Source organism: Desulfobacter sp., from assembly GCA_028768545.1.
Classification (GTDB): Bacteria; Desulfobacterota; Desulfobacteria; order Desulfobacterales; family Desulfobacteraceae; genus Desulfobacter.
Window position 1 is genome coordinate 1,073,643 of record CP054838.1, and the last position, 25,263, is coordinate 1,098,905.

The following is a 25,263-nucleotide window of genomic DNA, read 5'->3' on the forward strand; positions in this document are numbered from 1 at the left end:
ATCAAAGCTGATATACTTAGCTAAATAAGGAGAACTGACATGACCGAAGACAACACCGAATTTGATTTTCAAAAAGCTCTTAAAGGTATTCAGGAAGGTAAACCCTTCACAGGTAAGGGCGGCGTCCTTACATCATTAATCAAAAATCTTGCGGAAGCTGCTCTTGAAGGAGAGTTGGAGTCCCATCTCGGACAGGAAATTTCTGCCAACCGCCGTAATGGAAAAAGCAGAAAGACCATTAAGTCCCTGGATGGTAAATTTGAGCTAAAAACCCCGCGTGATCGGAACGGAACCTTCTCTCCACAAATCGTCAAAAAACACCAAACAACGCTCAGCGATGAAATTGAAAGAAAGATAATAGCCCTTTACGGCCTGGGCATGAGCTATAATGACATGGCTGCCCATTTACAGGAAATCTATGGACTTGAGATTTCAAATGCCACCCTTAGCGCTATTACCGATAAAATTATTCATACCGTTAAAGAATGGCAGGCCAGGCCGTTGGAAAATGTGTACCCAATCGTATGGCTTGATGCCATACATTATAAAGTACGAGAAAACGGAAAGGTCGGCAGCAAAGCCGTTTACACAATTCTTGGGGTGAATATCGAGGGCCGCAAAGAGGTTCTTGGGCTGTACATATCCGAGAATGAGGGTGCGAACTTCTGGCTGCAGGTGTTAACAGACCTTTCAAACCGAGGGGTAAAAGATATCCTGATTGCCTGTGTTGATGGTCTGAAAGGTTTTCCCGAGGCCATTGAGACCATATTCCCGGACACAGAAGTTCAACTCTGCGTAGTCCACCAGATCCGAAATTCATTGAAATACGTTGGTTCCAAAAATAAAAAGGAATTTATGGCAGATCTAAAACGTGTTTATAAAGCGGTTAATAAGGATCTGGCCGAAGAAGAACTGGATATTTTGGAAAACAAATGGAATGACAAATACCCGATTGTGATAAAATCCTGGCGGAACAACTGGGAGCGCCTCAGTCATTTCTTTAAATATCCAGAAGAGATCCGACGGATAATATACACCACAAATACCATTGAGGCTGTGCATCGATAGTTTCGAAAACTGACCAAAACAAAGGGATCGTTTCCTAACCAGGACAGACTGTTAAAGCTGCTTTACATGGGGATCCAGAACGCCAGTAAGAAATGGACAATGCCGGTTCAAAACTGGTCACTGACAATTTCCCAGTTGGCAATTTTCTTTGAAGGCCGGCTGGATAAAGAGCTGGGAATTTGATAGGGATTTATTTACAGATGGAAAAGATGGTTCCAGGAACTCCGCTCCAGCAAAAGCCAACTCCTCCGACGTGGCAGATTGAAGGCCCATTCTCGGACCTGGCTTTTACTTCCGCTGGCGCCGAGACAGATCCGGGAACCGAAACCGTGACACAGAATTCTGAACATTCCCATATTGGCCTTTTTATAGTCGGCTGCGGTGTCTTAAACGCATCTGCTTTCATTATCATAGATTGCTCCCAAGAAATTATTTCGCAGATTTGTATAACATTTTAAAAAGAATGTTCTCCTACTAATTTAACAAGTTAGCTTTAAATTGAAAATCAAAATTAACGTAAGCAACCTAGGGCGCATTCCCATTTTCCCGGTTATACCGCTGGCACTGGATTGTGCATGTTTGCCATCTGCTTCAGGCAGTTCCAACGCCCTGCTTTATAAAATGATCGCAGCATAATCATTTTTTCTGCATTCTCCCGATACCAAAAGATGCATGGACCTTTAAGACGTAAATTCACGACTCTCCGAATCGAACTTTCAATAGCACCGCTGCCAATAGGTAAGTTCAACGCTTTTACAGTTGAGAAATTAAGCCTCAGTTCATTGCGCACAAAATAATCCCGTTCCGTCTTGATAGCCTTACTGTTTCTGCCTCTACAAAGCTTCTGGACGGCCTGTACCACCTCAATCGCCTTTCCCTTCAGCAGAAGACCTCGCTGCTTCGATACCCAGCGTTTGCGTTCCTTGGATGACCAGGTCTTCCTTAAGCCTGCTACTGTACCCAGATGCTCAACTGCATGGTAGAAATCGAGAAGTTCATACACACGCTCAGGAGCCAAACCCAATGCTTTTAGCAGTCCGGGGATTCGATTCCAAATCCAATGTGCCCCATCTGCAACAAACAGTATTTTGTCTGAGTTCTGAATATGAAGGGAGTTCAAATAACCCTTTAACAAGTGGAATACACCATCCGGTCCATTGAAACAGCCATCAATAAATGGTGAAAAGCTTTTTTCTTGTTTTCCATGGGCGTCCACTACATAAATGATCAAAAGCTTGGGTTCTCGCCATGCCCCACGAAATCGGGTTCTATCCTTTTGGGTTTTTGGTCCCCTTTTCTTCTCTCTGAGCCGAGTGCGGCCACCATCAGTGCTGATAACGACTCGCCGCCCTTCAAGTAAATCTCTATCATTTAATGGGATTCGGCCCGCTTGTTGTTCGGCTCGAGCCCGCTCTGCGTACCGATAGGTCAGTTTACGGATGACCTTTATACCCAACGTCATCCCACGGTCACAAAGCACTTGACGGACTTCTTCAAAAGAACTTAATAAGGCTGACCAAGAACTCACCATAGAAGCCAAAGCAGGCGAGCAGCGATCATGGATTCCAAGAAGGATTAAGCCAGCGTATGCACCTTTATATCTTTTTCCTTTTCGGCGGTCACAGGACCTTCGATAGTATCGAACATGAATATCAACCGAACTATCTGTACAAAGCTGAATCCAAACGGTCTCAAGCCCTTCGCTTTTCATCCGTCCCGGCCAATTGGACATCAATTCTTTTTCTTGGTCGACCTGTTCAGAGGAATCTACTGAGGCCTGGATCTTTTTTTTAAAAAAAAGGCGCTTATCCGATTTGTATACTCAAGGATTTCCTGCTCCATCTGTTCTAATTCGTTAGCGTTACGAACCAAGCGATTTGGATCTTCTTCCAGTTCTTTGAGGCATGCAAGGACTTCATCAACAGTATTACAATCTTCAGCTTTCTTCATTAGCACAATCCATTTATGTTCATTTTAGCGTAACAGAGGATATCATTCTTTTTGCTCTAAAAGACAGGCCTTTTTAAAACCGGGAAAATGGGAATGCGCCCGCAACCTATGCTATAAAGATCATATGAAGTCACAACCCATCCTTAAATTCTGGATGGCGTTCGAAAAAGTCGTTTAATTCTTCTAAAGGCTTGTTGCATCTTTCACATAAGTTATTTGGTGATTTTTCCAACTCAAAAATGGTTCCGCAATTTAAACATTTATAATATATTTTTGGTTCATCCGATTAATGCGTACCTTTTATTGTGAAGGTCCAAAAGTTTCAACCTGAAAAACTCCGAATCCCTGTATCCATAAGCTTTCCGTTTCATGGTTTTTATCTTGTTATTTGTCCCTTCTAAAGGACCTGTAGATATCCTGTAATCATAGTATGAAAGGATTCTTTGCCTGTGCACAGCCAAGGTCTTGGCAAATTTCATCAACATTGGAATTTTGGAAATATTGGCCAGATTGATCCAATTGCTGACTATCTTTTCAGCTGTTTCTTTTTTCTTTTGATTCCATATTTGCCTGAGTTCCTCTTTCATGTAGTAGACTACCAATAGCGGCTGATTTATTTTCAATGCTTCTTCTAACCGTTGGGCCTCCTTCTTGTCATCACTGAGGTTTTCGGGATTTTTTAACAAAAGCCACCGGACTCCCTTCAGAAGTTTTTGTTGCCCGGTATTGGCAAGAAGGTTGTAGAGCTTTCGCCTGAAATCCGACAGTTTCTCATTGAACAATTTAACAACATGAAATCTGTCAAAGACAATTGCTGAACCAGAAAGATTTTCAATAACAGCACTCAAGTATGCCGGGGACATATCGATGCTGACGGCTTTGATTTTTGCTTTCGATATTTTCACTTTTGTCCAAAAAGATTTCAAAGCTTCACCACCTTTTCCTTCTCCCACGTGCAGAATTCTACCGGATTCCAGATCCATCACGATGGTCAAGTATTTATGCCCTTTCCCTATGGAAATTTCATCTATGGCAATCTGCCGGACTTTCTCAAGGGGGATATTTCGATAACGCCTCAGCAGGTCTTCTTTCTGGATCTGCTTTATCGTATCCCAGCTGATCCTTAAATGGATGGCAATATCTTTGATTGTCATGAACTGAGACAACTCCAAGACATACCGTTCAAAAGCCCGGGTATAGCTTTTCCCCTCCTGGGCAAAGGATAGTTTGATTTGCCGGACAAATTGACAGAACGAACACCAAATTCTCTGGATAGCCGTCCTGAGAATCACGGGTTTTGAACCTACCGGTATTGTTCTGAGATCTCTTGTCACAATCCCTTTCCTGGTGACGGACCTGGAATTACATTCCGGGCATTTTACCGCCTCCGGTTTTGGTATGAGTTCAAAAGTGATTATTCCACCGATGAAACGCGTTGTTTTATAAAAGTAGTCACGAAGGCCAAAGGCATGGTATATGAAGCTTGTGGACATTAATTCATTCTCCGATTTTGTGCGAATAACACAAAAAAATTAGAACATGATCATGTTCACACCATCATTTCAAGCATAAAAATCCTTACTGTGTTATTGCCTTCCCAGTGATGTTTCTCAGTCCAGGTACGCGATTTTCTGATGAACCATATTTTTACTATGGGCTTTGATCTAATGCCTTTGATTAACCCATATAATCCCCAAAAAAAAATACAGGGCCCTACAATCCATTTTTCTTGTGATAATTTGACATCATGGTCACTTAACAAATACCACCCAAGTGTTGGTTCTGGCTCAACCGTAATGACAACACCCAAAATGATCAAGAGTCCACTAAATGAAAATAGCCAGATTCTATCTTCCATGTCACCTTATTGATTAAATTTTTTAAAATTTAAAATAATATACGCCTATCAAGATTGCAAAAATAAAGACCCATCCTTTATAGTCATCAATTAATCAACGGCCTTGGCTGAGGTTAAATCCAGACCGCAGCAAGAGCGGATCACCCTGACGATTTTATCGCTGGCATTATTTTTAGTGACATAGGCGATGGCACCGGCAGCCGTCATTTCAGAACCCTGTTCCCTTTCTTCATACATTGAAAGTGCAATGACTTTTATGTCGGGGTTGTGCTGGCAGATCATCCGTGTGGCCTGGACCCCGCCTATTCCCGGCATCATAACATCCATCAATACCACGTCCGGCTTTAATTGGGTTGCCATTTCTATAGCGGTCTCTCCGTCCGGTGCTTGGCCCACAACATGAAAAGAAGGATCCTGTTGTAATATTCGAACAAGGCCTTCACGCAGGACCGCATGATCATCTGCCACAAGAATACGGAGTTTTTCAGTTTCGCTCACCCGGGTGGATCTGTTCTGGATTTTTCGATGGACATTGGCATTTTTTATGGGCGATGAATTTTTACGGATCGAAGGTTTGCCTTTCTTTTCATCAAAGGGTAAATTTAACGTGATCGTACATCCATCACCCGGGCGGCTATCAATATTAACATCTCCTCCCATCCAGCTTAACCGTCCCTTTAGCATAAACAGGCCAAACCCGCCTGTCTCATACTCTGTTTCATCAGTATCCGCCGGTTCGAAACCTTTACCCCTGTCGCATACCTTTATTTCAATTCGGGCATGCGGTTTTTTTGAAATAATGATCTGTGCACTTTTAACGCCTGAATGCTTGACAACATTGAGAAGCAATTCCTGTATTGCGTTAAAAATGGTTAACCTTTCGGAATCGGTGAATTCGGTCAAATCCTCTGTTCCGATTGAAAAATGGACGGCCAGGCCATGAAGGCGGGCCACATGATTTTTAATCCAGTTTAAAGATTGTTTCAACGTGCCTTCGTACAAAATTGGGGGACACAAATCCATTGTCAGCATTCGGGCTTGATCAATGGCTTCACTTAAAATTTCAATGCCCTTTCTGGCAAATTTTTTGTTTTCATCATCCGTAATATTCTCTTCAACCAAAGAAAACGTAAACTTTGCGCCTGCAAGATGCTGCTGAAGATTGTCATGCAGCATGCTGGCCATACGCTGCCTTTCACGCTGTTCTACCTGGGTCAGTGCCTGTTCCATTCTCTCAAACTGCCGGGCACGCAGGTGCAATGCCTTATTGGCATTGCGGAGTTCATTTTCTGCAATACGCTGGTCTGTGAAGTCTCTGACAAGAACAATTACGGTATCTTTTCCGCAAAGAGCGACCCTTCCTTCAAACCAGCGGGATTTTTTATCGATTAAAAGTTCGTAGCTAAAAGAATTAACATCATTTGTAGATCTCAGTTTTGATATTGCACTCATACAGTCTTGACCAATGGGTGGGGGGAGAACCTCCATTACCGTTTTTCCAATCAGATCCTCACGGGGCAGAAAAAGGTCTTCTTCCGCAGCAGAAAAAATATCGATATAACGTCCGTCAAGTCCCAGAAGGAAAACAAGATCAGGCACTGCCTGCATCAGTGCACCACTCTGTTCTTCTATCACGGGAATATTTTTTGGAGTCAGCTTGTTTCCTTTAGATAACATTTTCAACATAGCCTCGAATTTTTGACATGAAGGAATTCATTTTAACCGCAATTGATTTTAGGCTAAAATTTTTTAGCATCATCAGATTATTTATTCAACTTGTTTCATATGGGTAGTGGGGTATCCGGGTAAGACAACCCTTGTTGAATTTTGGCTCCGCCCAAGGGTGACGGCAGGGCTTGCCTGACAGACCTTGGATTGAACCGGTCAGGGAACCGCTTTTTTCAACACCCAGCTGACCAGGGGTTTGGGCAGGATCAGGGCCAGCCGGATCAGGTTCGCCGTGGCAAAGGGAAACAAATAATCGGATTTTTCTTTTTCCATTGCCCGGAAAATATGCTGGGCGGCTTTTTGTTCTGTTATTTCAAAAGGAGAGGGAAGGCCGTCCCGGGCGACCCGTTGGTTGCAACAAATCCGGGATAAACAGAAACAAATTTAATGCCCGATGATTTTAACTCCCTGCGGCAGGTGTCCATTAAGATGCGGCATGCGGCTTTGGCGGCGGAATATGGGCCCTGCATGGGCAAACCCAGAAAACCGGCCAGAGAATTGGTATGGACGATCAGGCCATTGGCTTGTTTTTTCATTTGGACAATAAGGGGGACCATAAAATTTACCAGGCTGATATAATTTATATCCATGTTCCTGGAAATGTCATCCGCGGTTGCCTCTGACATGTTCAAGGGTGGGCCATCACCCACATTCAGCACGGCAGCCTCGATGTTGCCAAAGGCATTCATCGTTTGAATAACAGCCGCTTTTGCACTGTTTTTATCCAGGGCATCGCCTTTAATGACCAGCGCCCGGGAGCCGTTGGCCCTTATTTCTGCGGCCAGGTGATTTAATAATGGGTCTCTTCGGGCAAATACAACAATACGGTTTTGAAAATGGCTGAGTTCAAGTGCCAGGCGGTGCCCGATTCCTGAAGAGGCCCCAACAATGAGTATGGTTTTATTTTTAAGTCTCATTGGAATCGCCTGCCCCTAAAAATTTAACATCCAGCGAGAAGAATTGGCCACTAAAATGCCCAGATAATTACCCGCAGCATACCCTAAAATCGCGGCAGCAAAACCGGGGACCAAAAGCGCTCTGTTTTTTAAGGCTTCGGCAATTACCGGGATAAACGGTACCGACATAATTGCGGCGGAAGAGGTAATTAAATAGGTATTTGTATCTACTCGAAATATTTTGCACAAAACCAATTGGAGAAACAAGGAGCCCATGAGCAGAAAGATGATATACCCGGCCAGGGAATAGTCAATATTCATGAGGATATTCGTATCTGTCATTGTGCCCATGGTAAAACAAAAAATCAAAACCAAATACATGCCCAAAGAAAAGCTGTTTTCCAGTGCGCGAATCCATGGAATAAACGAAGAGATGATCCCCAGAGTGGTGATGGTGATAATCGTGGCCGAGGATTTCATGGATTCAGGAAACAGGCCGGCAATCAATAATGAGAGACCCACAACAAGGCCGGAACAGATCATGGCATAGAGGGTGTGAGACCGTTTGTTTTTTTCAACTAATTTTTTATAGGCATGGGCGGTTTCATCCGCCATATGCTTCATCCCCTGATATCCGTGGTTGGTCGTCTGTGCCGAGGATTCATAGGGCTGCAAAAACCGCCCGAAAATACGTTTCCCCATGGTCATCACAAACAAGAGGTAAACCGCTGAAAATAAAATATCATAGGTCACCATGGTGATAAAAATGGATTCGTCCCCGTGAATGGCGGTTTTAATTGCAGCCATGTTCGGCCCCCCGCCGGTATAGCCACCAACAGCCATGCCAGCAACCTGCCAGATCTGATCCACCTGGTCTTTGAATAACAGGGCACCGCCAAGGCTTGCAATGATCACTGATACCAAGGCAAACCCCATGCCCTTTAAGGTGTTGCCTGCCATATTAAAGGCCGCCTTAATATCAATGGAAAATAATAATAAGGGGATGGCCAGGGCAACGCTTACCTCTGATATCTGGGTTTGAATGCCTTGAATGGCGAGCCTGTCAAGGGAAAAAAGCTGGGATAAATCCAATCCGGCAGCAATGGCAATTCCGGCAGCAAAAGAGAGTAGAACCACCCCGATCCTGTCGAACACCGGCACCCGCTGGCATAAAAAGACCAGCCCGGCAGGGAAGAACAAAGATCCAAAGACCAGCAACATATTTCCTCCAGAATCAAAACGCGCATTTACAGCAATATTTTAGCAATCAGCCTTAATGGTTTAAATTTTTGTACAGCCTTGGTCAATATTCTGTACATTCAGAAGAGTGAAATTGTTTTGAGCCGTCCCAGCCTTAAACATGAGCTGTTCTTTTGGTTAACAAAGGTTCAATAAAATAGCAATCAATACTTGAACACAACGGATTGGTTTAAGGCTCCTGGTCAGAATAAAATTTTTCATATGTCATATTGGGGAAGATTTTACCGTGAGCCTAACCGGCTGGAACTAGCGGAAGATTATCAGAAAAATGTATCTATCAATTCCTGCCAGGTGATATGTTCAAGGTTTCCATAGATGTCATTGACCAGGGTTCCGCCGTCTGCGGCTTTGAGCCCGGTCCGTTCTTCAATGAACTGGTATAGGCTTTGGGCCTCATTTTCCATGAATTTTCGGGCGGTGTCCATGAACATCAGCTGTTTGAGGTCCTGTTTCAGGCCGGGGCAGAACAGGGTGATAATCCAGCCTTCGGTATAGGGCGCCTGGGCAATTTGGTTTGGATTTTTTTGGACCCGGGGGTTGGTCTCTGTGATCATTCCGGATATGGGGGCGGTAAAGGAGACTGAATTCCGGCCCCGGCCAAGGGTAAAGGCGGGCCTGCCCCGGGTCAGCCTTTGGCCCATAAGGGGTGCGGACAAAGCGTCAAACCCGCCCAAAAGCCTGGCTGCAAAATCGTCAACCCCCAGGCTGACCCTATTTTTTTCCTCCAGTTTTATCCAGGTATGGCCCGGGGAAAGATAATATCCGGCAGGCAGGGCAAAGCCTTTGACATGGTTGAATTCCACCTGGTTCACCCGGGCGCAGACCTTGAACTGATCCTGGAAAAACTGGTCAAATTCGCAGTCAATGCAGCGATAAGATCTGGGGCAGGTTTTAAAGTCGATCCGGTTTTTCATATAGTGGATGCAGGGGCGTTGGGACAATGGCCGTGTGTTGAGCTTTTCCTGCCAGAAGATAAATTTATCCGATTTCCGGGCAATGGGCTGATCTTTTGTCCGGGCCGCCTGATTTTTCCGGCAGACACGGACCATGGCCCGGTTAAACTGACAGTCTTCACAGAGAAAGTCTTTAAAACAGGGTTTGCTGGCCACCACCCCTGCCTGCATCCAGAGGCAGTCACGGGTGTTTAAAGGGGTGAGAGATTTCATGGGATCCTCCTCAGGTGCCTAAAAAACGGTTGACCAGGCGGTTCCATCCCAGGCCGGGCAGGCTGCCGTAAACATCCTGCACAAAGATTCCCCCGTCTGCGCTCAAGGGGCCGGAAACTGCTTCGACCATTTTTTCCAGGCCACTCACCTCACGGCCCAGCCATGCCGGGCTTTCTGTTTCGTCCATCAGGGGGCTGACAGCCCCTTTGAGATCTGAATTGTGTACTGTGAACAGCCAATGAGCAGAATAGGGATCATCCGCCATCCGGACGGGATCTTTCATTGGATCGGGATTGACCTTGGTGATCACGCCGTTAATAGGGGATAGAACATCTGCCGTGTTGTCCTGGCGTTTCATGCCCCATCCGGGACATCCGCTGCGCAGTTCCTCGCCCATGAGAGGAAGGGTGAGAGCATCCGGGCTGCCCAATACCCTGAGGGAAAAATCATCCATGCCCACCCGGAGGATGCTGCCCGCCTCAATCCGGGCCCAGGTATGGCCCGTATGGAAAAAGTGGTCCATGGGCAGCTTAAACCCCTTGATATCCTGCACCTGGGTGACGGCCTGGGCCCTGCCCGGGACCAGGGTATCTTCAAAGGTCTGGTCAAAATCGCAGCGCTGGCAATTATAATTCATGGGGCATACCTTGTGGCCGGCCCGGCCGGTCAGGGTATGACGGCAGGTCCTTTCCCTGCTGTCAAGGCGTCTCATGGCCTCCTGCCAGGAGATATGCTTTCCTATGTTAACAGCCTTGGCCATGGCGGAATCAAACCTGCAGCCGGCGCACTCGTAATAATGAGTGCAGGTCTTTTTTTTAACCACCCCGGCTTGCATCCACAAGCAGGGGGTTTCGATGGATTTGGTTTTTTGGGTCAAAGGGTTCATGACAGCCTCCTTTAGGGGTTGAGTTGTACAGATCATATAAAGCAAAAAGAATACCAGGTGTATTGAATTTTGTCGGATAAGATCCAAGGCCCATGAGGCTGGGTCTTTTGGGGGTGATGACCGGCTATTGATGTGTTTTTTAAAGCCAAGTCCTGGGTGTGGTTTTTTCCTTCACCGTTGCGGGGTGGTGTTTGGTAAAAATCCTTGGATGGCCCCGGTGTTACAGGGAAAATCCGGGGAGTGGTAAAATTCAACAGACCTGTCTGAATTTTCCACATCCCGACTTTTCTTGGACAGACCCCCCTCTTTTATGGTAAAAATAAATAATATTTCCCGCAGCTTATCTTTAAACAAGCAGGTGCCCCATGAACATCTCTATCAATGAAATGGATACCATCCTCAACGGGATCCGGGATTTTATCCTGATCATTTCCCCGGACCGAAAGATCCTTGTGGTCAATGATGCCTTTTTAACGCATATGAATTATGCCAGAGAGGATGTGATCGGCAGGAAATGTTATGACGTGTTCCAGGAGGTGACAAGGAAAAGCAGCAACTGCCATGAAAAATGCCCCCTGGAAAAGGTGATCAAAGAGCAGCGCCATTGCCAGGTGGAACTGACCCGGCTGGGCGCGGACAACAAGCCCAGGTTCACCGAGCTGACCATTTTTCCGGTGTGGGAGAAAAAGGGGAAAATTTCAAAATTCATTGAGATCAGCCGGGATATTACCAAGCGCAGACAGGATGAAGCCCGGGCCCAGGCAAGGCTGGTCAAAATGGTCGACCAAAGGACCCGCCAGCTCAAAGAAAGCCATGAGCGTCTTCTTCACCAGGACAAGATGGCCTCCCTGGGAAAACTTGCCTCTTCTGTGGTCCACGAGATAAACAACCCCGTGGCAGGGATTTTAAACCTGGTCATGCTCAGCAAGCGGGTGCTTGAAGAAGAGGATCATTTTGAACATGAGCTGGACGAGTTCAAGCAGTACCTGACCTATATGGAGACCGAAACCCGGAGAATCTCCAGGATCGTGAGCAACCTTCTGGTCTTTTCCCGTCAGTCCAAAATTGAAATTTTCAAGTTTGATTTAAACGAACTCATTGACCAGATCCTTGTTCTTAATTCCAACCTTTTGAAAATTAACCGGATCAGGGTGGTTGAGGACCTTGCCCATAACCTGCCTTTGATTTCAGGTTCCGAAGACCAGATCAAGCAGGTCTGCATGAACCTTATTTCCAATGCCGCCGAGAGCATGGCCCGCAGCCCTGAACGCTGTTTGACCATTAAGACCTTTGCCAAGCCCCGGGAAAAAGCCGTGGGTCTGGTGGTGGGGGATACGGGAAGCGGCATCCCCGAAGAGACCATCCCCAAGATTTTTGAGCCCTTTTTTACCACCAAGAAAAAAGGCAAGGGCGTGGGCCTTGGGCTGTCCGTGGTTTACGGTATCATCAATGAACACGGCGGCAGTTTGTACGTGGATTCCACCCCGGGCAGGGGCACCCGGTTTTCCATCACCCTGAATCAGAATCTGGATCCGGATAAAAAGGGAGCCTCCTCCCTGGTCCGGGCCGCGTCAAACGGCTGATCCAAATCTGTCACGGACAGTGAATTTTTTTTGAAATATTGTTTAGAATAAATTTTTCAAAATAGTTTTAAATTCATAAAAGACCTGATATTCTTGCCCCCACAGTTGCCCTTGGCACCTGTTTCAATTTTTTTAAAGGGGGGATCTCATCTAATGATGCACGCCATAGACTCCATCAGAGGCATTCATACATATCCTCAAGGCCAATGTCCCTATAGGTGCCAATGCCAATAATAATATTTTTGTGATTCCCGGGGCTGGAGCGAATGAAACATCTTAAAAGATTGATTATCATTTGAACTCCTGAAAGATACCCTTTCAATGTTCAGGCGGATTCTCAGCCTGAATAGAGCGTTTACAATGATTGCCGTTGGAATAATTCCAGCAAAAAAAAGGAAAGGAAATGGAAATTTTAAATAAATGGCTGGGGGCCATAGGAAAAGAGCTTGGGTACGAGATAAAACTTAATGATGAGGGGGTCTGTGCTATCGAGTTCCAACGCCCTGCTTTATAAAATGATCGCAGCATAATCATTTTTTCTGCATTCTCCCGATACCAAAAGATGCATGGACCTTTAAGACGTAAATTCACGACTCTCCGAATCGAACTTTCAATAGCACCGCTGCCAATAGGTAAGTTCAACGCTTTTACAGTTGAGAAATTAAGCCTCAGTTCATTGCGCACAAAATAATCCCGTTCCGTCTTGATAGCCTTACTGTTTCTGCCTCTACAAAGCTTCTGGACGGCCTGTACCACCTCAATCGCCTTTCCCTTCAGCAGAAGACCTCGCTGCTTCGATACCCAGCGTTTGCGTTCCTTGGATGACCAGGTCTTCCTTAAGCCTGCTACTGTACCCAGATGCTCAACTGCATGGTAGAAATCGAGAAGTTCATACACACGCTCAGGAGCCAAACCCAATGCTTTTAGCAGTCCGGGGATTCGATTCCAAATCCAATGTGCCCCATCTGCAACAAACAGTATTTTGTCTGAGTTCTGAATATGAAGGGAGTTCAAATAACCCTTTAACAAGTGGAATACACCATCCGGTCCATTGAAACAGCCATCAATAAATGGTGAAAAGCTTTTTTCTTGTTTTCCATGGGCGTCCACTACATAAATGATCAAAAGCTTGGGTTCTCGCCATGCCCCACGAAATCGGGTTCTATCCTTTTGGGTTTTTGGTCCCCTTTTCTTCTCTCTGAGCCGAGTGCGGCCACCATCAGTGCTGATAACGACTCGCCGCCCTTCAAGTAAATCTCCATCATTTAATGGGATTCGGCCCGCTTGTTGTTCGGCTCGAGCCCGCTCTGCGTACCGATAGGTCAGTTTACGGATGACCTTTATACCCAACGTCATCCCACGGTCACAAAGCACTTGACGGACTTCTTCAAAAGAACTTAATAAGGCTGACCAAGAACTCACCATAGAAGCCAAAGCAGGCGAGCAGCGATCATGGATTCCAAGAAGGATTAAACCAGCGTATGCACCTTTATATCTTTTTCCTTTTCGGCGGTCACAGGACCTTCGATAGTATCGAACATGAATATCAACCGAACTATCTGTACAAAGCTGAATCCAAACGGTCTCAAGCCCTTCGCTTTTCATCCGTCCCGGCCAATTGGACATCAATTCTTTTTCTTGGTCGACCTGTTCAGAGGAATCTACTGAGGCCTGGATCTTTTTTTTAAAAAAAAGGCGCTTATCCGATTTGTATACTCAAGGATTTCCTGCTCCATCTGTTCTAATTCGTTAGCGTTACGAACCAAGCGATTTGGATCTTCTTCCAGTTCTTTGAGGCATGCAAGGACTTCATCAACAGTATTACAATCTTCAGCTTTCTTCATTAGCACAATCCATTTATGTTCATTTCAGCGTAACAGAGGATATCATTCTTTTTGCTCTAAAAGACAGGCCTTTTTAAAACCGGGAAAATGGGAATGCGCCCCATTGAGATTCCGGGTGACAGGGAATCTTTGCTTGTTCTATTTGGACGAGCATTGTCACTCAACCTCTTTTTGATTGAGACAAGGGGAACGACAATTGCCTTTGCCGAGGAAATCGGTCAGATTATGCTCTGTTTTATGCAAGAAAAGCAAGTCTGTAATGCCCAGAAATTTGCCAGTCTTATTGAAGGATTTCACCAGACAGCGATTGATATACGGCGTAAACTGGAGGCATTTTCCCAAGAGGAGACAATAGGCGTATCTGCGCCCCCCCCACTCGTCGATTTTGTATAAGTGAGAGATTATCAGGAGGACAGTCATGGGATTTGGACCCATAGATAACCGTGTTAGTATGCTGAGCACTCAAGACCATGAGAAAAAGGTTCAACCCTTTTCTCCCCAAAAAGATGAAGGCTCTTCATCGCTGGTAAATAAAATCGGGATTTTTTTTAAACGGGTAATCGGTGGACGGATTGGAGCCAAGGCCGGTCACCATAGTGCCCTTGGCAGTATGTTTAAAATAGGTTTACAACAGGAGACCGGTCTGAATAAGGTAGTAAAGAAACCGATTGCTCCAACCCATACCTATACCTTTAATAAGCTTGGCAAGGAGAGGGCTCAATATTTTAAGCCATGGGTCACCGCTGCAAAAATAGCCAATGCCATGGATTTTCCGGATTCATATAAAGAGGCGGATAACAATTTTGGAATGTTGTTAAGAAATTCTCAGTGATGTCCGGTTAGGTTTTTGCTTGCTCAATAATTTTTTGATCTTTGACAATATTGTCCCTGTTTGAACTATGAGAGCCCTGCTCCTCGCAGCCAAACAGGTCATTTAGAATGGCGGTTCGCAGCTGCCGAACTCTTTTGATCGTGACCTTTTCATTAAACTGTTTTTGGCAATGGATTGCCAGTAACAGGTAAGTGATAAGGCCGCCAAGAATCTGAACCATAAGGCCGTATTCACTGCGGGCAATGAGATGATATACCTTCAGATGTTCTTTCCACCATTTGAAAAAATCCTCAATGGTCCACCGGAGTTTATAAATTGTTGCTATTTGTTCCGCTGTTAAATCATGCCTGTCAGTTGCCACATAGTATTTGACGCCAGCAATTTTATAGCCAACAACCCGAACAGGCCTTTTCGTCTGGTTTTGATTCGGAGTACCAAGTTTAACCAGTGCATCATAAAAAATGTAGCTGTCGGAAGGGGTCTCGTGGTTATCAATAATTGTTCTTGTTGTCCTGGTTTTTATACGGCAGACAAAATGTTTGCCTTGCTCCTGAAGCAGGTCAAATTCTTTATGGGATTGATATCCACGATCCATAACACCTGTTTGCCCCTTGGAAAGTATTTTGGGAACAAAAGTGCGTTCAGCGCCGTTGCCTTCAGTCAAAAAGATTTTGTTTGGGATTCCGTGATTAATGTCAAATCCGCAATGTACTTTGGCTTTTTTACTTCCTTTTCTGTAGTTCGCCCAGTGCATTGAAAGGACTGCATTTATGAGACTACCGTCAATGGAAACCAACTCTCCTAACTCGGCGTGTTCACCCGGATGACACTCAAGAGCCTGTTTATAAAGATCCTCAAAGATAAATTGCAGTTGTTCGAGTCCCCTGTGATTGATGGCTTCACAGAAACTACTACGGCTGATACCACCGTCTGGCGCAATATTTTCTTTAGCAAAAACATTCTCCTTGAGATCCTGAATTAAATGTCGGGCAGACTTGTGCTCCTGAAGATGGAAATAAACCAAAGCATTTATCTGGTCTTCGAATGTCATTTTTAAAGGGCGGTCTCCTCGAGATTGTAATTCCGGTGCTTTTGAAAGTGACTTTATCAGAGGGCACCTGAAATTGTCAAAGTTCAGGGACCGTAGTTGTTTTTTAGGGACTGAGATGTGCGTCATTTGAGCTCCTTGAGTTAAATTTTCAAGGCGCACAAAAATTTTTACGCACATTTGTCAACACAAAACAGACTGTTTTTTCAATGATTTTAGATGCTTTTTATATGCAACAACCTAACCGGACACTACTGAGATCTGCCATAAATTCCTTTTTATTTTTGGAACCAACGTATTTCAATGAATTTCGGATCTGGTGGACTACGCAGACTTGAACTTCTGTGTCCGGGAATATGGTCTCAATGGCCTCGGGAAAACCTTTTAGACCATCAACACAGGCAATCAGGATATCTTTTACCCCTCGGTTTGAAAGGTCTGTTAACACCTGCAGCCAGAAGTTCGCACCCTCATTCTCGGATATGTACAGCCCAAGAACCTCTTTGCGGCCCTCGATATTCACCCCAAGAATTGTGTAAACGGCTTTGCTGCCGACCTTTCCGTTTTCTCGTACTTTATAATGTATGGCATCAAGCCATACGATTGGGTACACATTTTCCAACGGCCTGGCCTGCCATTCTTTGACGGTATGGATGATTTTATCGGTAATGGTGCTCAGAGTGGCATTTGAAATCTCAAGTCCATAGATTTCCTGTAAATGGGAAGCCATATCATTATAACTCATGCCCAGGCCGTAAAGGGCTATTATCTTTCTTTCAATTTCATCGCTGAGCGTTGTCTGATGTTTTTTGACGATCTGTGGAGAGAAGGTTCCGGCCCTGTCACGCGGGGTTTCCAGCTCAAATTTACCATCCAGGGATTTAATGGTCTTTTTGCTTTTTCCATTACGGCGGTTGGCAGAAACTTCCTGCCCGAGATGGGACTCCAACTCTCCTTCAAGAGCAGCTTCAGCAAGATTTTTGATTAATGATGTAAGGACGCCGCCCTTACCTGTGAAGGGTTTACCTTCCTGGATGCCTTTAAGGGCTTTTTGAAAATCAAATTCGGTGTTTTCTTCGGTCATGTCAGTTCTCCTTATTTAGCTGAGTATATCAGCTTTCATTCAACTGACACAGAATTTTGAACGCCCTCGATAATAATGTTTTGTTAAATTCCAAACCGTTTGATCTTCCGGCGCAGGGTGTTTTTGTCAATGCCAAGTTCCCGGGCGGTTGCCATTTTTTTCCATTTGTTTTTTTCAAGGGCCAGCTCAATCGCATGTTTTTCGATTTCCTTGAGGGTCAGCCCGGTTGAGATAAGCAGGGAACCGTTTTGGGGAATCATCCTGTCCGGCAGGTTGTGAAGGCGGATCATATCCTCCCGGCATAGGACAAAGGCATGTTCTATGGCGTTTTCAAGCTCGCGTACATTTCCCGGCCAGTCATGAAGCATAAATGCGGTCAGTGCATTCTGGGACATGGCAACTATTTTTTTCCCGGTTAAATGGTTGAACCGGTCTATAAAATGATCCACCAAAACAGGGATATCTTCTTTTCGGTCCCCAAGGGGGGGCAGGGATAGTTTTATGATATTGATACGGAAGTATAGATCTTCCCTGAATTTGCCTTTTTCAACCAGTTTTTCAAGATTTTGATGGGGTGCCGCAATGACCCTGGCATTTGTTTTGATTGTCTTGCTAGACCCTAAAGGTTCATAGACCTTGTTTTCCAGAACACGGAGGAGGCGGACCTGCATGGCCTTTGAAATATCTCCGATTTCATCCAGTAAAATTGTTCCGTTTTGGGCCCGGGCGAATCGGCCGGGCTTGTCTTTTTTTGCATCGGTGAAGGCACCCGCCTTGTATCCGAAAAGCTCAGCTTCACACAGGTTGTCTGGTAATGCACCGCAATTGATTGCGATAAAGGGCCCTTTTTTTTTCAGGCTGTTATTATGAATCGCCCTGGCAAACAATTCTTTTCCGGTTCCGCTTGCCCCTGTAATCAAAACCGTGCTGTTGCTTTCGGCTATCTGGGGGAGAATCGAAAAAAGTTCGAGCATCTTCCCGCTTTTGCTTACAATATCATCAAAGGAGTGTTGTTTTCGGAGTGCTTTACGGAGGTTGTCCACGATGGTCAGGTCCCTGAATGTCTCCACACCCCCAATGATTTCACCTTTAGCGTTTTTTAATAGGGCCGTTGTTACACTGATGGGAATACGTTTATTGTCAGGCCGATGGATATAGACGGGCATATTGACAATCGGTTTTTTCCCCTTGAAGGTCTGTTTGATGAGGCAGTTTGTATCACACATACTGGCCTTTAGAATTTTAAAGCAGGGCTTTCCAATGGCCTCTTCCCTGGAAATCCCTGTGATTTTTTCCGATCCCTTGTTAAATGAGGTGATTTGTAAATCCATATTAACAGTAAATACCGCGTCTGCGATGCTGTCTAAAATGGTCTGATAATGCTTTTGAATTTGCTTTTCAAACTGTTTCATTTGAGTGTTCTTTAATTTAGATAAGCAAAATATATGATCTTGTTTAACAACAATATGGAATTGATGTCAAATCATCTATACAGGGGGCAGATTTTACAATTATGGCGTTCCGTGTCCAGGCTCGTCCAATAAAGGAACATATTGTTTCTTTTGCCTGTTGAAAATGGGTTCATATTGTTCCCTCATTTTTCAGGCGTATTCATTTTATCAAGGCATGAAAAATATTTAAACTGAAAATTATTTTTATCTTTTTAAAAGGTTAGATCTAAAAATACGATTGGATTTTTTTTTTGGCATAGCGATTGCTCAGTTACTTAAAAGGTCTTTTGTTTGAATTTGTTTGTCCAGGGTTTGACCAGCCACAAAAAGTTGAGTCCGTACATGCTGTAAAGAAAACTTATAGGTGTCCTGAGTCACAAGGGGCAAACAGATAAAAAGGGGTGCCACAAAAGGAGGTGATACCGAACCCGCTGATTTCCTGAGTGTAATTGTTGATGCAAAAAAAAATGACGTATGAATCTTTAGGAGAAGACCATGAGAGCCATTAAATTAGAAATTTGTTTGGGATTGGTCTTTGCTGTTTTTTTATTTTATCTTATAGCAGCTCCGCTCAATCTTCAGAAAATGAAAATCATTGTTTCACCTGCCATACCAATGCTCAAAAACTGATAAAAATTACAAGAACCATTGCAAAGTCGAATGCCGGAAAACCCGGAGCTTCAGCTAAAACCCAAGGGGAGGGGTGAGGCGGCGCAGTCGAGCCGTTGGCTCCTCATGAAAAGCTTTTTGTTGACAGTGAAATTGCAGAAGATGAAAACTATGGCGAACTCGGGTGTGAGGAGTGCCACGGGGGTGATCCAGGAGAACCGGACTGGCAAAAGGCCCATATCGGCGTTGTCAAAGATCCGTCCTATCCGGATCCGGCCAATGCCTGCGGTGCATGCCATGAAGACATTGCAGAACATTATAAAACCAGCCTGCACGTGAGTCTGTCACCTGAGAAAAAGATGATAGACAAAAGAGCGAACTCAAATCCATCTGTTCATGCCAAGGTTGATGCGGCCAGGGAATTTCATTGTAATTCGTGTCATTCCAGTTGCGGACAATGTCATATCAGCCGTCCGGAATCAGTTGAAGGGGGATTGATAGAAGGGCACCTGTTCCAGAAAAGGCCCCCGATGCAGCAGGTTTGTACGGCCTGTCACGGGAGCCGGATCGGCAAAGAGTATCTGGGCAAAAACAAGGGGTTTAAACCAGACATACACAAAGAGAAATATTTTAAATGCAGTAAATGTCACACAGCCGATGAGATGCATGGCGACGGGAAGGATTATGCCAACCGCTATGAAGTGAAAAATGGTCCCAAGTGTCTGGACTGCCATGAAAAAATTTATGAGGCAACCTCTGAAAACACGAAGAATCACTGGATTCACCGGGATCAGGTGAGTTGTAATGTCTGCCATTCCCAGGCGTATAAAAACTGCTATTCATGCCATTTTGGAAAAGATGATGACGGCCTTAAATATTATAAGACCCAAAAATCTCAAATGCAGTTTAAAATCGGCCTGAATCCCTTGAAATCCAAAAAGAGGCCTGAAACATTTGTTACACTGCGTCATGTCCCGGTGGATCGATCCTCATTTAAATTTTATGTTGAAAATGGATTGAAAAATTTTGACAAACTGCCCACCTGGAAAATGACCACCCCTCATAATATCAGGCGGAAGACGCCCCAGAACGAAACATGCAACGCCTGTCACGGAAATACAAAATTGTTTCTGCTTTCCGGTGATGTTGATCAAAAAGAGTTAAACGCAAACCAGCCCGTTATTGTACCCATGGACAGGATACCCGAAAAAAGGAGGGCTGACTAAAGGAGAATAACCTTGGTTTCTAACACTGAAAACATTCAGTGTGTTTAAATTTAACAGCAAAAGGAGGATATTTTATGAAAAAACGTAATCTGTTTGTCTTGGTATTCATTTCTCTGTTGTTTCTCACAGCACAGATTTCCCTTGCCAAGGACATGACAGCCAAGGATCTGGTGGGCGAGGCTAAGAAAAGTATTTGCGAGGTATCTGTGTCCGAGGCCAAGGCCCTATTTGACAAGGGTGGATATATTTTTTTGGACTGCCGTACCAAAAAAGAATTTAAGATGGGACATGTTCCAGGGGCAATGAATATTCCAAGGGGGCTTTTGGAATTTAAGATCGATAAAAAGATACCGGACAAAACCGCTGAAATTGTCATGTACTGCAAGAAAGGTTCAAGGGGATGTCTGGCCACCTGCACCCTTTGCCAGATGGGGTATAAAAACACAAAAAACATGGGCGGCGGCTGGATGGCCTGGGAGAAGGCAGGCTATCCTGTTGAGTAACTGACCCGCTGTGATTTCATAAACGGGAGCAGGTCAATTTGAACTGTTCCCGTTTATTCTTTAAGGCCACTTCTAATCATTGTCTTTTGGCCGCTGTTAATTAAAAAGAAAAAAATTCCCAGGTTTACAAACCAGAGAATCGTCCATAGATTTAATACCATTGATCGTCCGCTGACACCCTTATTAGGATAAATCCATGGAGACTTTGGTGTTCACCGCAGGATTTGTGCTGATCGCCCTGGCATCAAAACAGTTGGGGGCAAGCCTTTCGAAGACCGGCCTGCCGCTGATCAGCGCTTTTCTGCTCACCGGAATTCTGGCCGGTCCCTACGTGTTGGGGATGATCACCAAAGAGGCGGTTGACACTTTATCCTTTGTGGATGAAATTTCCCTGGGATTCATCGCCTTTGCAGCAGGGGCTGAACTCTATTTAAAAGATCTGCGAAGCAAACTATTAAGCATTGCCTGGATTACGGCCGGTCTGGTTTCTTTTACATTTTGTCTTACCTCGATTGCCTTTTATCTGATGGCCGGACATATCCCGTTTATGGCAACCATGCCGACGGCTGCAAAGGCTGCTGTGGCCATTCTGGCCGGGGCCATTCTTGTGGCCCGGTCTCCTTCGTCTGCCATCGCCATTGTCAATGAACTGCGCGCCAAAGGTCCGTTTACCCAGACGGTGCTCGGTGTGACCGTTATCATGGACGTGGTGGTCATTGTTCTGTTTTCCGCCAATTCTTCGGTGGCCGATGCCCTGCTGACAGGATTGCGTTTTAATTTGGGTTTTGTCCTGGTTCTTGTCTTTGAACTGGGCGGCTCACTGTGTTTAGGCGTTCTTGTGTCCCGAATCCTTTTGAGGATAATGCGTGTCCCAGCGCCTTCTTTGCTAAAAACGGCGGCCATTCTGGCAACGGGGTATCTTGTCTTTGTTCTGTCCGCAGGCATCCGGCAGTTTACCCATGACCGTTTTTTTGCGGAAATTCTGTTTGAACCGCTGCTGATCTGCATGGTGGCCGGTTTTTTTATATCCAATGCCTCACGGTTCAGAACGGAATTTTTAAAACTCCTCTACGACATTGGTCCTGTGGTTTATATCACTTTTTTTACCCTCACCGGCGCCTCGCTGTCCCTGGATGTGCTGGCGGCCACATGGCCGGTGGCCGTTGTCCTTTTTCTGGTCCGGACAACAGCTGTTTTTTTAGGTTCATTTGTCGGCGGAACCCTTGCCGGAAATCCGGCCAAAGCCAATTCGGTGAGCTGGATGGCCTTTATTACCCAGGCCGGTGTAGGGCTTGGACTTGCAAAAGACGTGGTGTTTGAGTTTCCCGGGTTCGGCAGTCCCTTTGCCACCATTATTATCTCTGTTATCATCCTGAACCAGCTTGTGGGGCCGCCGTTGTTCAAGTTTGCCATTAAGCTGATGAAAGAAGATCATCCAAAGTCTGACAAAGACCTGGCCGGGGGGATAAAAAAAGCAATTATCTTTGGAACGGACGGCCAGGCATCGGCCCTGGCCATGTCCCTTGTGTCCCAGGGCTGGCAGGTAAAACTGGCCATGAACGGCAAGGCGGGGCCAATGGAAAATTTTGAAGATATAAAGGTGGAACATTTTTCACAATTTACCCGGGGGGAATTGGAAGGGATCGGATGCCACAGGGCCGGGGCCATTGTCACCATGCTTTCCGACGAGGAAAATTACAGGATCTGTGAAATTGCCTATGAGAATTTTGGCGGTCAGACCCTGATTGCAAGGATAAACCACCGGGTAAATACCCCAGGATTCCAGTCTTTGGGAGTCCTGGTGGTGGATCCGTCCACGGCAATTGTGGGATTGTTGGATCATTTTGTCCGGTCTCCGGCTGCGGCATCCCTGCTGATGGGGATGCACAAAGAAAGAAATGTCGTGGACCTGAGGATTCAGAATCCCGACCTGGCCGGCCTGGCATTGAGAGACCTTCGCCTTCCATTTGATCTGGTGATCATGTCTGTGCGGCGAAGGGGGGTGTTGTTCGTGCCCCACGGATTTACCCGGCTGGAACCCGGAGATCTGGTCACCGTTCTGGGATCGGAAATTTCCATAAAAGAACTTTCATTACGCTTTGGTCTCAACCAAAAAGAGGCCATGGCCCAGATGGTGGAAAAGGCGGCGGCAACAGAGCTTAAAGATGAGGTGCCCATTCAAAAAAAGCTCCGGCAGATGATCACGTCTCCTGATCATACCCGGCCGGACCGGTTTGACCGCCTGGTGGCCAAAAGCCAGGTCATGGATTTAAAAAAACAGATTGACAAAGATGGGTTTTTCAAACGGGCAGCCAATGCCATGGCCGGCCCCTTGGGGGCATCTGCCGAGGAACTCTTCCAAATGCTGACCAAGCGCGAGGAGGAGATGACCACTGTTCTTGCCCCCGGTCTTGCCGTGCCCCATGTGATCCTCAACGGCCGGGAGCAGTTTTGTCTTCTCCTGGTCCGGTGCAGAAAGGGGATTGTGTTTTCTTCTTCCCAGCCCCTTGTCTATGCCGCCTTTGTCCTGATCGGGTCAAGGGATCAGAGGCTTTTTCATCTTCAGGCGCTTTCGGCAATTGCCCGGATTGTACTGGATCCCGGGTTTGAACAAAAATGGAGGCGTGCAAAAGGCAAAACAGCCTTACGGCAAATGATGATCAATGCTGACAGGCCGCGTGATACTTAAATCCGGCATTTTTTGTTTTGAGTTTTGGCGGGCTTGCAATATTCAGGTGATAAAAGGAGGTTTTTATGAAATTTAAGGGAATCAACCACCTTGCAATGGTGACAGGGGATATGGAATCCACCATCCGGTTCTGGCGTGACCTCATTGGTATGCGCTTAATCAACGGATTTGGCCAAAGGGGATTCCGGCATTATTTCTTTGAGATTGATGACAAAAACACCCTGGCGTTTTTTGAGTGGGACGGGGCGCAGCCCGTGGAACCAAAGGACCATGGGGTGCCGTTTAAAGGGCCGATCGTATTTGACCATATCGCCTTTGGCGTGGATTCCAGCCGCGAGGCATGGCAGCTCAAGGATAAACTTGAGGCGGCCGGGTTTGAATGTTCGGATCTCATTGATCATGGGTTCATCCATTCCATTTATTCTTTTGATCCCAACGGTATTCCCATTGAATTCTGCTACGAGGCAGGAGAGCGTGATTTTCGTAAAAATCCTGTTTTAAAGGATGATGATCCGCCCCCTGCTGCCCTTGAAGGGGCTGAGCCCCAGCCGGGAAAATGGCCCCGGGTCAAGCGTCCGACACCAGAAGAGGAGAGGTTTGTCTCCAGATGAAAACAGATAGGCCTTTTTGGGATGAGCTCAACCCGGACAGCTTTTTTTTTCTGATTTGCAGTGAAGGCCTTCAGGTGGTATGACAAATCAGTCATTTCAGGACGATAAAAAAACAGGCACCACCTTCCGGATAACCACCCGGGCAAGATCCGGGAAAAAAAATTAGACAAGGATACCCCATTTGGATACCCCGCCCATACGTTATGATAAAAAAGGTAAGATAGCTGTTATTACCCTGAACCGGCCGGAGAACAGGAACAGCATGGACCGGGAAACCATGCCTGGGTTCCAGAAAATACTGGGACAGGTAAAACAGGACCGGGAGTTGCGCTGCCTTATCATTACCGGCAGCGGCACCACCTTTTGCAGCGGTCCTGATTTTAAAAGCGGGGTCATAAAACAGGACGCACCCCTTCCCAACAAGGCGCTTCTGGATTTATACCAGCCTTTTCTTGATGTGGGAACGCTTAAAATTCCCGTTATTGCAGCTGTAAACGGACACGCCATTGGCGGGGGGCTGGGCCTTGCCCTGATGTGTGATATCCGGGTGGTAAACCGTCAGGCAAAGATGGGCGCCAATTTTGCCCGTCTGGGGCTTCATTCGGGAATGGCCATCTCCTATACCCTGCCCCGGCTGGTGGGGCTGGCAAAGGCAAATGAACTCTTGTTCACAGGATCCATTTTTACCGGGGAACAGGCCTTTTCCATGGGGCTTGTAAACTATGCAGTGGACAAGGATGAGGTTATGGAAAAGGCCATGGCCATTGCCCGTGAGATTGCCCTTTGTGCGCCGGTTGCCGTGCAAATGATGAAGCATTCCATCTATCAGGGCCTTGACTGGAATCCTGAAAAAGCGGCTGAGATGGAAGCCCATGTTCAGTCTCGGATCTTTGAAATGGCAGATGCCCAAGAAGGCATCAGCGCGCTGCTTGAAAAGCGAGAGCCCCGGTTTCAAGGCAAATAGCTCTGGG

Annotated in this window: 21 protein-coding genes and 2 pseudogenes; 9 read left to right on the forward strand and 14 right to left on the reverse strand. The window is 45.8% G+C overall.

The window, feature by feature from the left end; genetic code table 11:
• Positions 1–39 precede the first annotated feature (39 nt).
• Positions 40–1,251 (forward strand): annotated as a pseudogene (locus tag HUN05_05160) (IS256 family transposase).
• Between the two features lie 367 nt (positions 1,252–1,618).
• Here the strand turns inward: HUN05_05160 and HUN05_05165 are convergent.
• The 9 genes and pseudogenes from HUN05_05165 to HUN05_05205 form a co-directional block, all read right to left on the reverse strand.
• Positions 1,619–2,779, reverse strand: a complete 1,161-nt coding sequence (locus HUN05_05165; GenBank protein WDP84610.1) for a hypothetical protein — start codon at positions 2,777–2,779, stop codon at positions 1,619–1,621.
• A 56-nt stretch (positions 2,780–2,835) separates the two neighbouring features.
• The gene (locus HUN05_05170; GenBank protein ID WDP84611.1) at positions 2,836–3,018 is read right to left on the reverse strand and encodes a hypothetical protein; all 183 of its coding nucleotides are present in this window, start codon (positions 3,016–3,018) and stop codon (positions 2,836–2,838) included.
• Positions 3,019–3,296: 278 nt separating this feature from the next.
• A complete protein-coding gene (locus tag HUN05_05175; protein ID WDP84612.1) occupies positions 3,297–4,511 on the reverse strand; it encodes an ISL3 family transposase in 1,215 nt (404 codons plus the stop codon).
• A gap of 56 nt (positions 4,512–4,567) precedes the next feature.
• Positions 4,568–4,876 (reverse strand): hypothetical protein, encoded by a 309-nt coding sequence (locus HUN05_05180; protein WDP84613.1) that lies wholly within the window; start codon positions 4,874–4,876, stop codon positions 4,568–4,570.
• A 90-nt stretch (positions 4,877–4,966) separates the two neighbouring features.
• Entirely contained in the window at positions 4,967–6,562 is a 1,596-nt protein-coding gene (locus HUN05_05185) for a response regulator (GenBank protein ID WDP84614.1), read from the reverse strand.
• A gap of 198 nt (positions 6,563–6,760) precedes the next feature.
• A pseudogene (locus HUN05_05190) lies at positions 6,761–7,521 on the reverse strand (SDR family NAD(P)-dependent oxidoreductase).
• A gap of 15 nt (positions 7,522–7,536) precedes the next feature.
• Positions 7,537–8,721: a DUF819 family protein gene (locus tag HUN05_05195; GenBank protein WDP84615.1), complete on the reverse strand. Its 1,185-nt coding sequence runs from the start codon at positions 8,719–8,721 to the stop codon at positions 7,537–7,539.
• Positions 8,722–9,020: 299 nt separating this feature from the next.
• Complete coding sequence (locus HUN05_05200; protein ID WDP84616.1) at positions 9,021–9,926, reverse strand: glycine cleavage system protein H; 906 nt, start codon at positions 9,924–9,926, stop codon at positions 9,021–9,023.
• Positions 9,927–9,936: 10 nt separating this feature from the next.
• Positions 9,937–10,812: a glycine cleavage system protein H gene (locus HUN05_05205; GenBank protein ID WDP84617.1), complete on the reverse strand. Its 876-nt coding sequence runs from the start codon at positions 10,810–10,812 to the stop codon at positions 9,937–9,939.
• Between the two features lie 365 nt (positions 10,813–11,177).
• Here HUN05_05205 and HUN05_05210 point away from each other — a divergent pair, with 365 nt between their 5' ends.
• Positions 11,178–12,395, forward strand: a complete 1,218-nt coding sequence (locus HUN05_05210) for a PAS domain-containing protein (protein WDP84618.1) — start codon at positions 11,178–11,180, stop codon at positions 12,393–12,395.
• A 318-nt stretch (positions 12,396–12,713) separates the two neighbouring features.
• Here the strand turns inward: HUN05_05210 and HUN05_05215 are convergent, their stop codons facing one another.
• Both HUN05_05215 and HUN05_05220 read right to left on the reverse strand, forming a co-directional pair.
• Entirely contained in the window at positions 12,714–14,000 is a 1,287-nt protein-coding gene (locus HUN05_05215) for a hypothetical protein (protein ID WDP84619.1), read from the reverse strand.
• A 56-nt stretch (positions 14,001–14,056) separates the two neighbouring features.
• A complete protein-coding gene (locus HUN05_05220; protein WDP84620.1) occupies positions 14,057–14,239 on the reverse strand; it encodes a hypothetical protein in 183 nt (60 codons plus the stop codon).
• A 93-nt stretch (positions 14,240–14,332) separates the two neighbouring features.
• On the opposite strand from HUN05_05220, the gene HUN05_05225 reads away from it, so the two are divergent.
• Both HUN05_05225 and HUN05_05230 read left to right on the forward strand, forming a co-directional pair.
• Positions 14,333–14,632, forward strand: a complete 300-nt coding sequence (locus HUN05_05225) for a CesT family type III secretion system chaperone (protein WDP84621.1) — start codon at positions 14,333–14,335, stop codon at positions 14,630–14,632.
• A 25-nt stretch (positions 14,633–14,657) separates the two neighbouring features.
• Positions 14,658–15,071 (forward strand): hypothetical protein, encoded by a 414-nt coding sequence (locus HUN05_05230; protein ID WDP84622.1) that lies wholly within the window; start codon positions 14,658–14,660, stop codon positions 15,069–15,071.
• 7 nt (positions 15,072–15,078) lie between these two features.
• Here HUN05_05230 and HUN05_05235 read toward each other — a convergent pair whose 3' ends face one another.
• The 3 genes from HUN05_05235 to HUN05_05245 all read right to left on the reverse strand — a co-directional run bounded on the left by HUN05_05235 (position 15,079) and on the right by HUN05_05245 (position 18,615).
• Entirely contained in the window at positions 15,079–16,248 is a 1,170-nt protein-coding gene (locus HUN05_05235; protein WDP87936.1) for an IS4 family transposase, read from the reverse strand.
• 97 nt (positions 16,249–16,345) lie between these two features.
• Complete coding sequence (locus tag HUN05_05240) at positions 16,346–17,203, reverse strand: IS256 family transposase (protein ID WDP84623.1); 858 nt, start codon at positions 17,201–17,203, stop codon at positions 16,346–16,348.
• 83 nt (positions 17,204–17,286) lie between these two features.
• Positions 17,287–18,615 (reverse strand): sigma 54-interacting transcriptional regulator, encoded by a 1,329-nt coding sequence (locus HUN05_05245; GenBank protein ID WDP84624.1) that lies wholly within the window; start codon positions 18,613–18,615, stop codon positions 17,287–17,289.
• Positions 18,616–19,379: 764 nt separating this feature from the next.
• Here HUN05_05245 and HUN05_05250 point away from each other — a divergent pair.
• From HUN05_05250 to HUN05_05270, 5 genes are all read left to right on the forward strand, one after another.
• Entirely contained in the window at positions 19,380–20,489 is a 1,110-nt protein-coding gene (locus tag HUN05_05250; protein WDP84625.1) for a hypothetical protein, read from the forward strand.
• A 74-nt stretch (positions 20,490–20,563) separates the two neighbouring features.
• Positions 20,564–20,992, forward strand: a complete 429-nt coding sequence (locus HUN05_05255; GenBank protein WDP84626.1) for a hypothetical protein — start codon at positions 20,564–20,566, stop codon at positions 20,990–20,992.
• 196 nt (positions 20,993–21,188) lie between these two features.
• Positions 21,189–23,681 (forward strand): cation:proton antiporter, encoded by a 2,493-nt coding sequence (locus HUN05_05260; protein WDP84627.1) that lies wholly within the window; start codon positions 21,189–21,191, stop codon positions 23,679–23,681.
• Between the two features lie 65 nt (positions 23,682–23,746).
• Positions 23,747–24,292, forward strand: coding sequence for a VOC family protein (locus HUN05_05265; GenBank protein ID WDP84628.1), 546 nt, complete (start codon positions 23,747–23,749; stop codon positions 24,290–24,292).
• Between the two features lie 181 nt (positions 24,293–24,473).
• Positions 24,474–25,256: an enoyl-CoA hydratase/isomerase family protein gene (locus tag HUN05_05270; GenBank protein ID WDP84629.1), complete on the forward strand. Its 783-nt coding sequence runs from the start codon at positions 24,474–24,476 to the stop codon at positions 25,254–25,256.
• Positions 25,257–25,263: the final 7 nt, after the last annotated feature.

Excerpts from the sequence above, each read along its gene's own strand:
- HUN05_05165 (WDP84610.1), bottom strand. The coding sequence starts at position 2,779 with ATGAAAAGCGAAGGGCTTGAGACCGTTTGGATTCAGCTTTGTACAGAT.
- HUN05_05170 (WDP84611.1), bottom strand. The coding sequence starts at position 3,018 with ATGAAGAAAGCTGAAGATTGTAATACTGTTGATGAAGTCCTTGCATGC.
- HUN05_05175 (WDP84612.1), bottom strand. The coding sequence starts at position 4,511 with ATGTCCACAAGCTTCATATACCATGCCTTTGGCCTTCGTGACTACTTT.
- HUN05_05180 (WDP84613.1), bottom strand. The coding sequence starts at position 4,876 with ATGGAAGATAGAATCTGGCTATTTTCATTTAGTGGACTCTTGATCATT.
- HUN05_05185 (WDP84614.1), bottom strand. The coding sequence starts at position 6,562 with ATGTTGAAAATGTTATCTAAAGGAAACAAGCTGACTCCAAAAAATATT.
- HUN05_05195 (WDP84615.1), bottom strand. The coding sequence starts at position 8,721 with ATGTTGCTGGTCTTTGGATCTTTGTTCTTCCCTGCCGGGCTGGTCTTT.
- HUN05_05200 (WDP84616.1), bottom strand. The coding sequence starts at position 9,926 with ATGAAATCTCTCACCCCTTTAAACACCCGTGACTGCCTCTGGATGCAG.
- HUN05_05205 (WDP84617.1), bottom strand. The coding sequence starts at position 10,812 with ATGAACCCTTTGACCCAAAAAACCAAATCCATCGAAACCCCCTGCTTG.
- HUN05_05210 (WDP84618.1), top strand. The coding sequence starts at position 11,178 with ATGAACATCTCTATCAATGAAATGGATACCATCCTCAACGGGATCCGG.
- HUN05_05215 (WDP84619.1), bottom strand. The coding sequence starts at position 14,000 with ATGAAAAGCGAAGGGCTTGAGACCGTTTGGATTCAGCTTTGTACAGAT.
- HUN05_05220 (WDP84620.1), bottom strand. The coding sequence starts at position 14,239 with ATGAAGAAAGCTGAAGATTGTAATACTGTTGATGAAGTCCTTGCATGC.
- HUN05_05225 (WDP84621.1), top strand. The coding sequence starts at position 14,333 with ATGCGCCCCATTGAGATTCCGGGTGACAGGGAATCTTTGCTTGTTCTA.
- HUN05_05230 (WDP84622.1), top strand. The coding sequence starts at position 14,658 with ATGGGATTTGGACCCATAGATAACCGTGTTAGTATGCTGAGCACTCAA.
- HUN05_05235 (WDP87936.1), bottom strand. The coding sequence starts at position 16,248 with ATGACGCACATCTCAGTCCCTAAAAAACAACTACGGTCCCTGAACTTT.
- HUN05_05240 (WDP84623.1), bottom strand. The coding sequence starts at position 17,203 with ATGACCGAAGAAAACACCGAATTTGATTTTCAAAAAGCCCTTAAAGGC.
- HUN05_05245 (WDP84624.1), bottom strand. The coding sequence starts at position 18,615 with ATGAAACAGTTTGAAAAGCAAATTCAAAAGCATTATCAGACCATTTTA.
- HUN05_05255 (WDP84626.1), top strand. The coding sequence starts at position 20,564 with ATGAAAAAACGTAATCTGTTTGTCTTGGTATTCATTTCTCTGTTGTTT.
- HUN05_05260 (WDP84627.1), top strand. The coding sequence starts at position 21,189 with ATGGAGACTTTGGTGTTCACCGCAGGATTTGTGCTGATCGCCCTGGCA.
- HUN05_05265 (WDP84628.1), top strand. The coding sequence starts at position 23,747 with ATGAAATTTAAGGGAATCAACCACCTTGCAATGGTGACAGGGGATATG.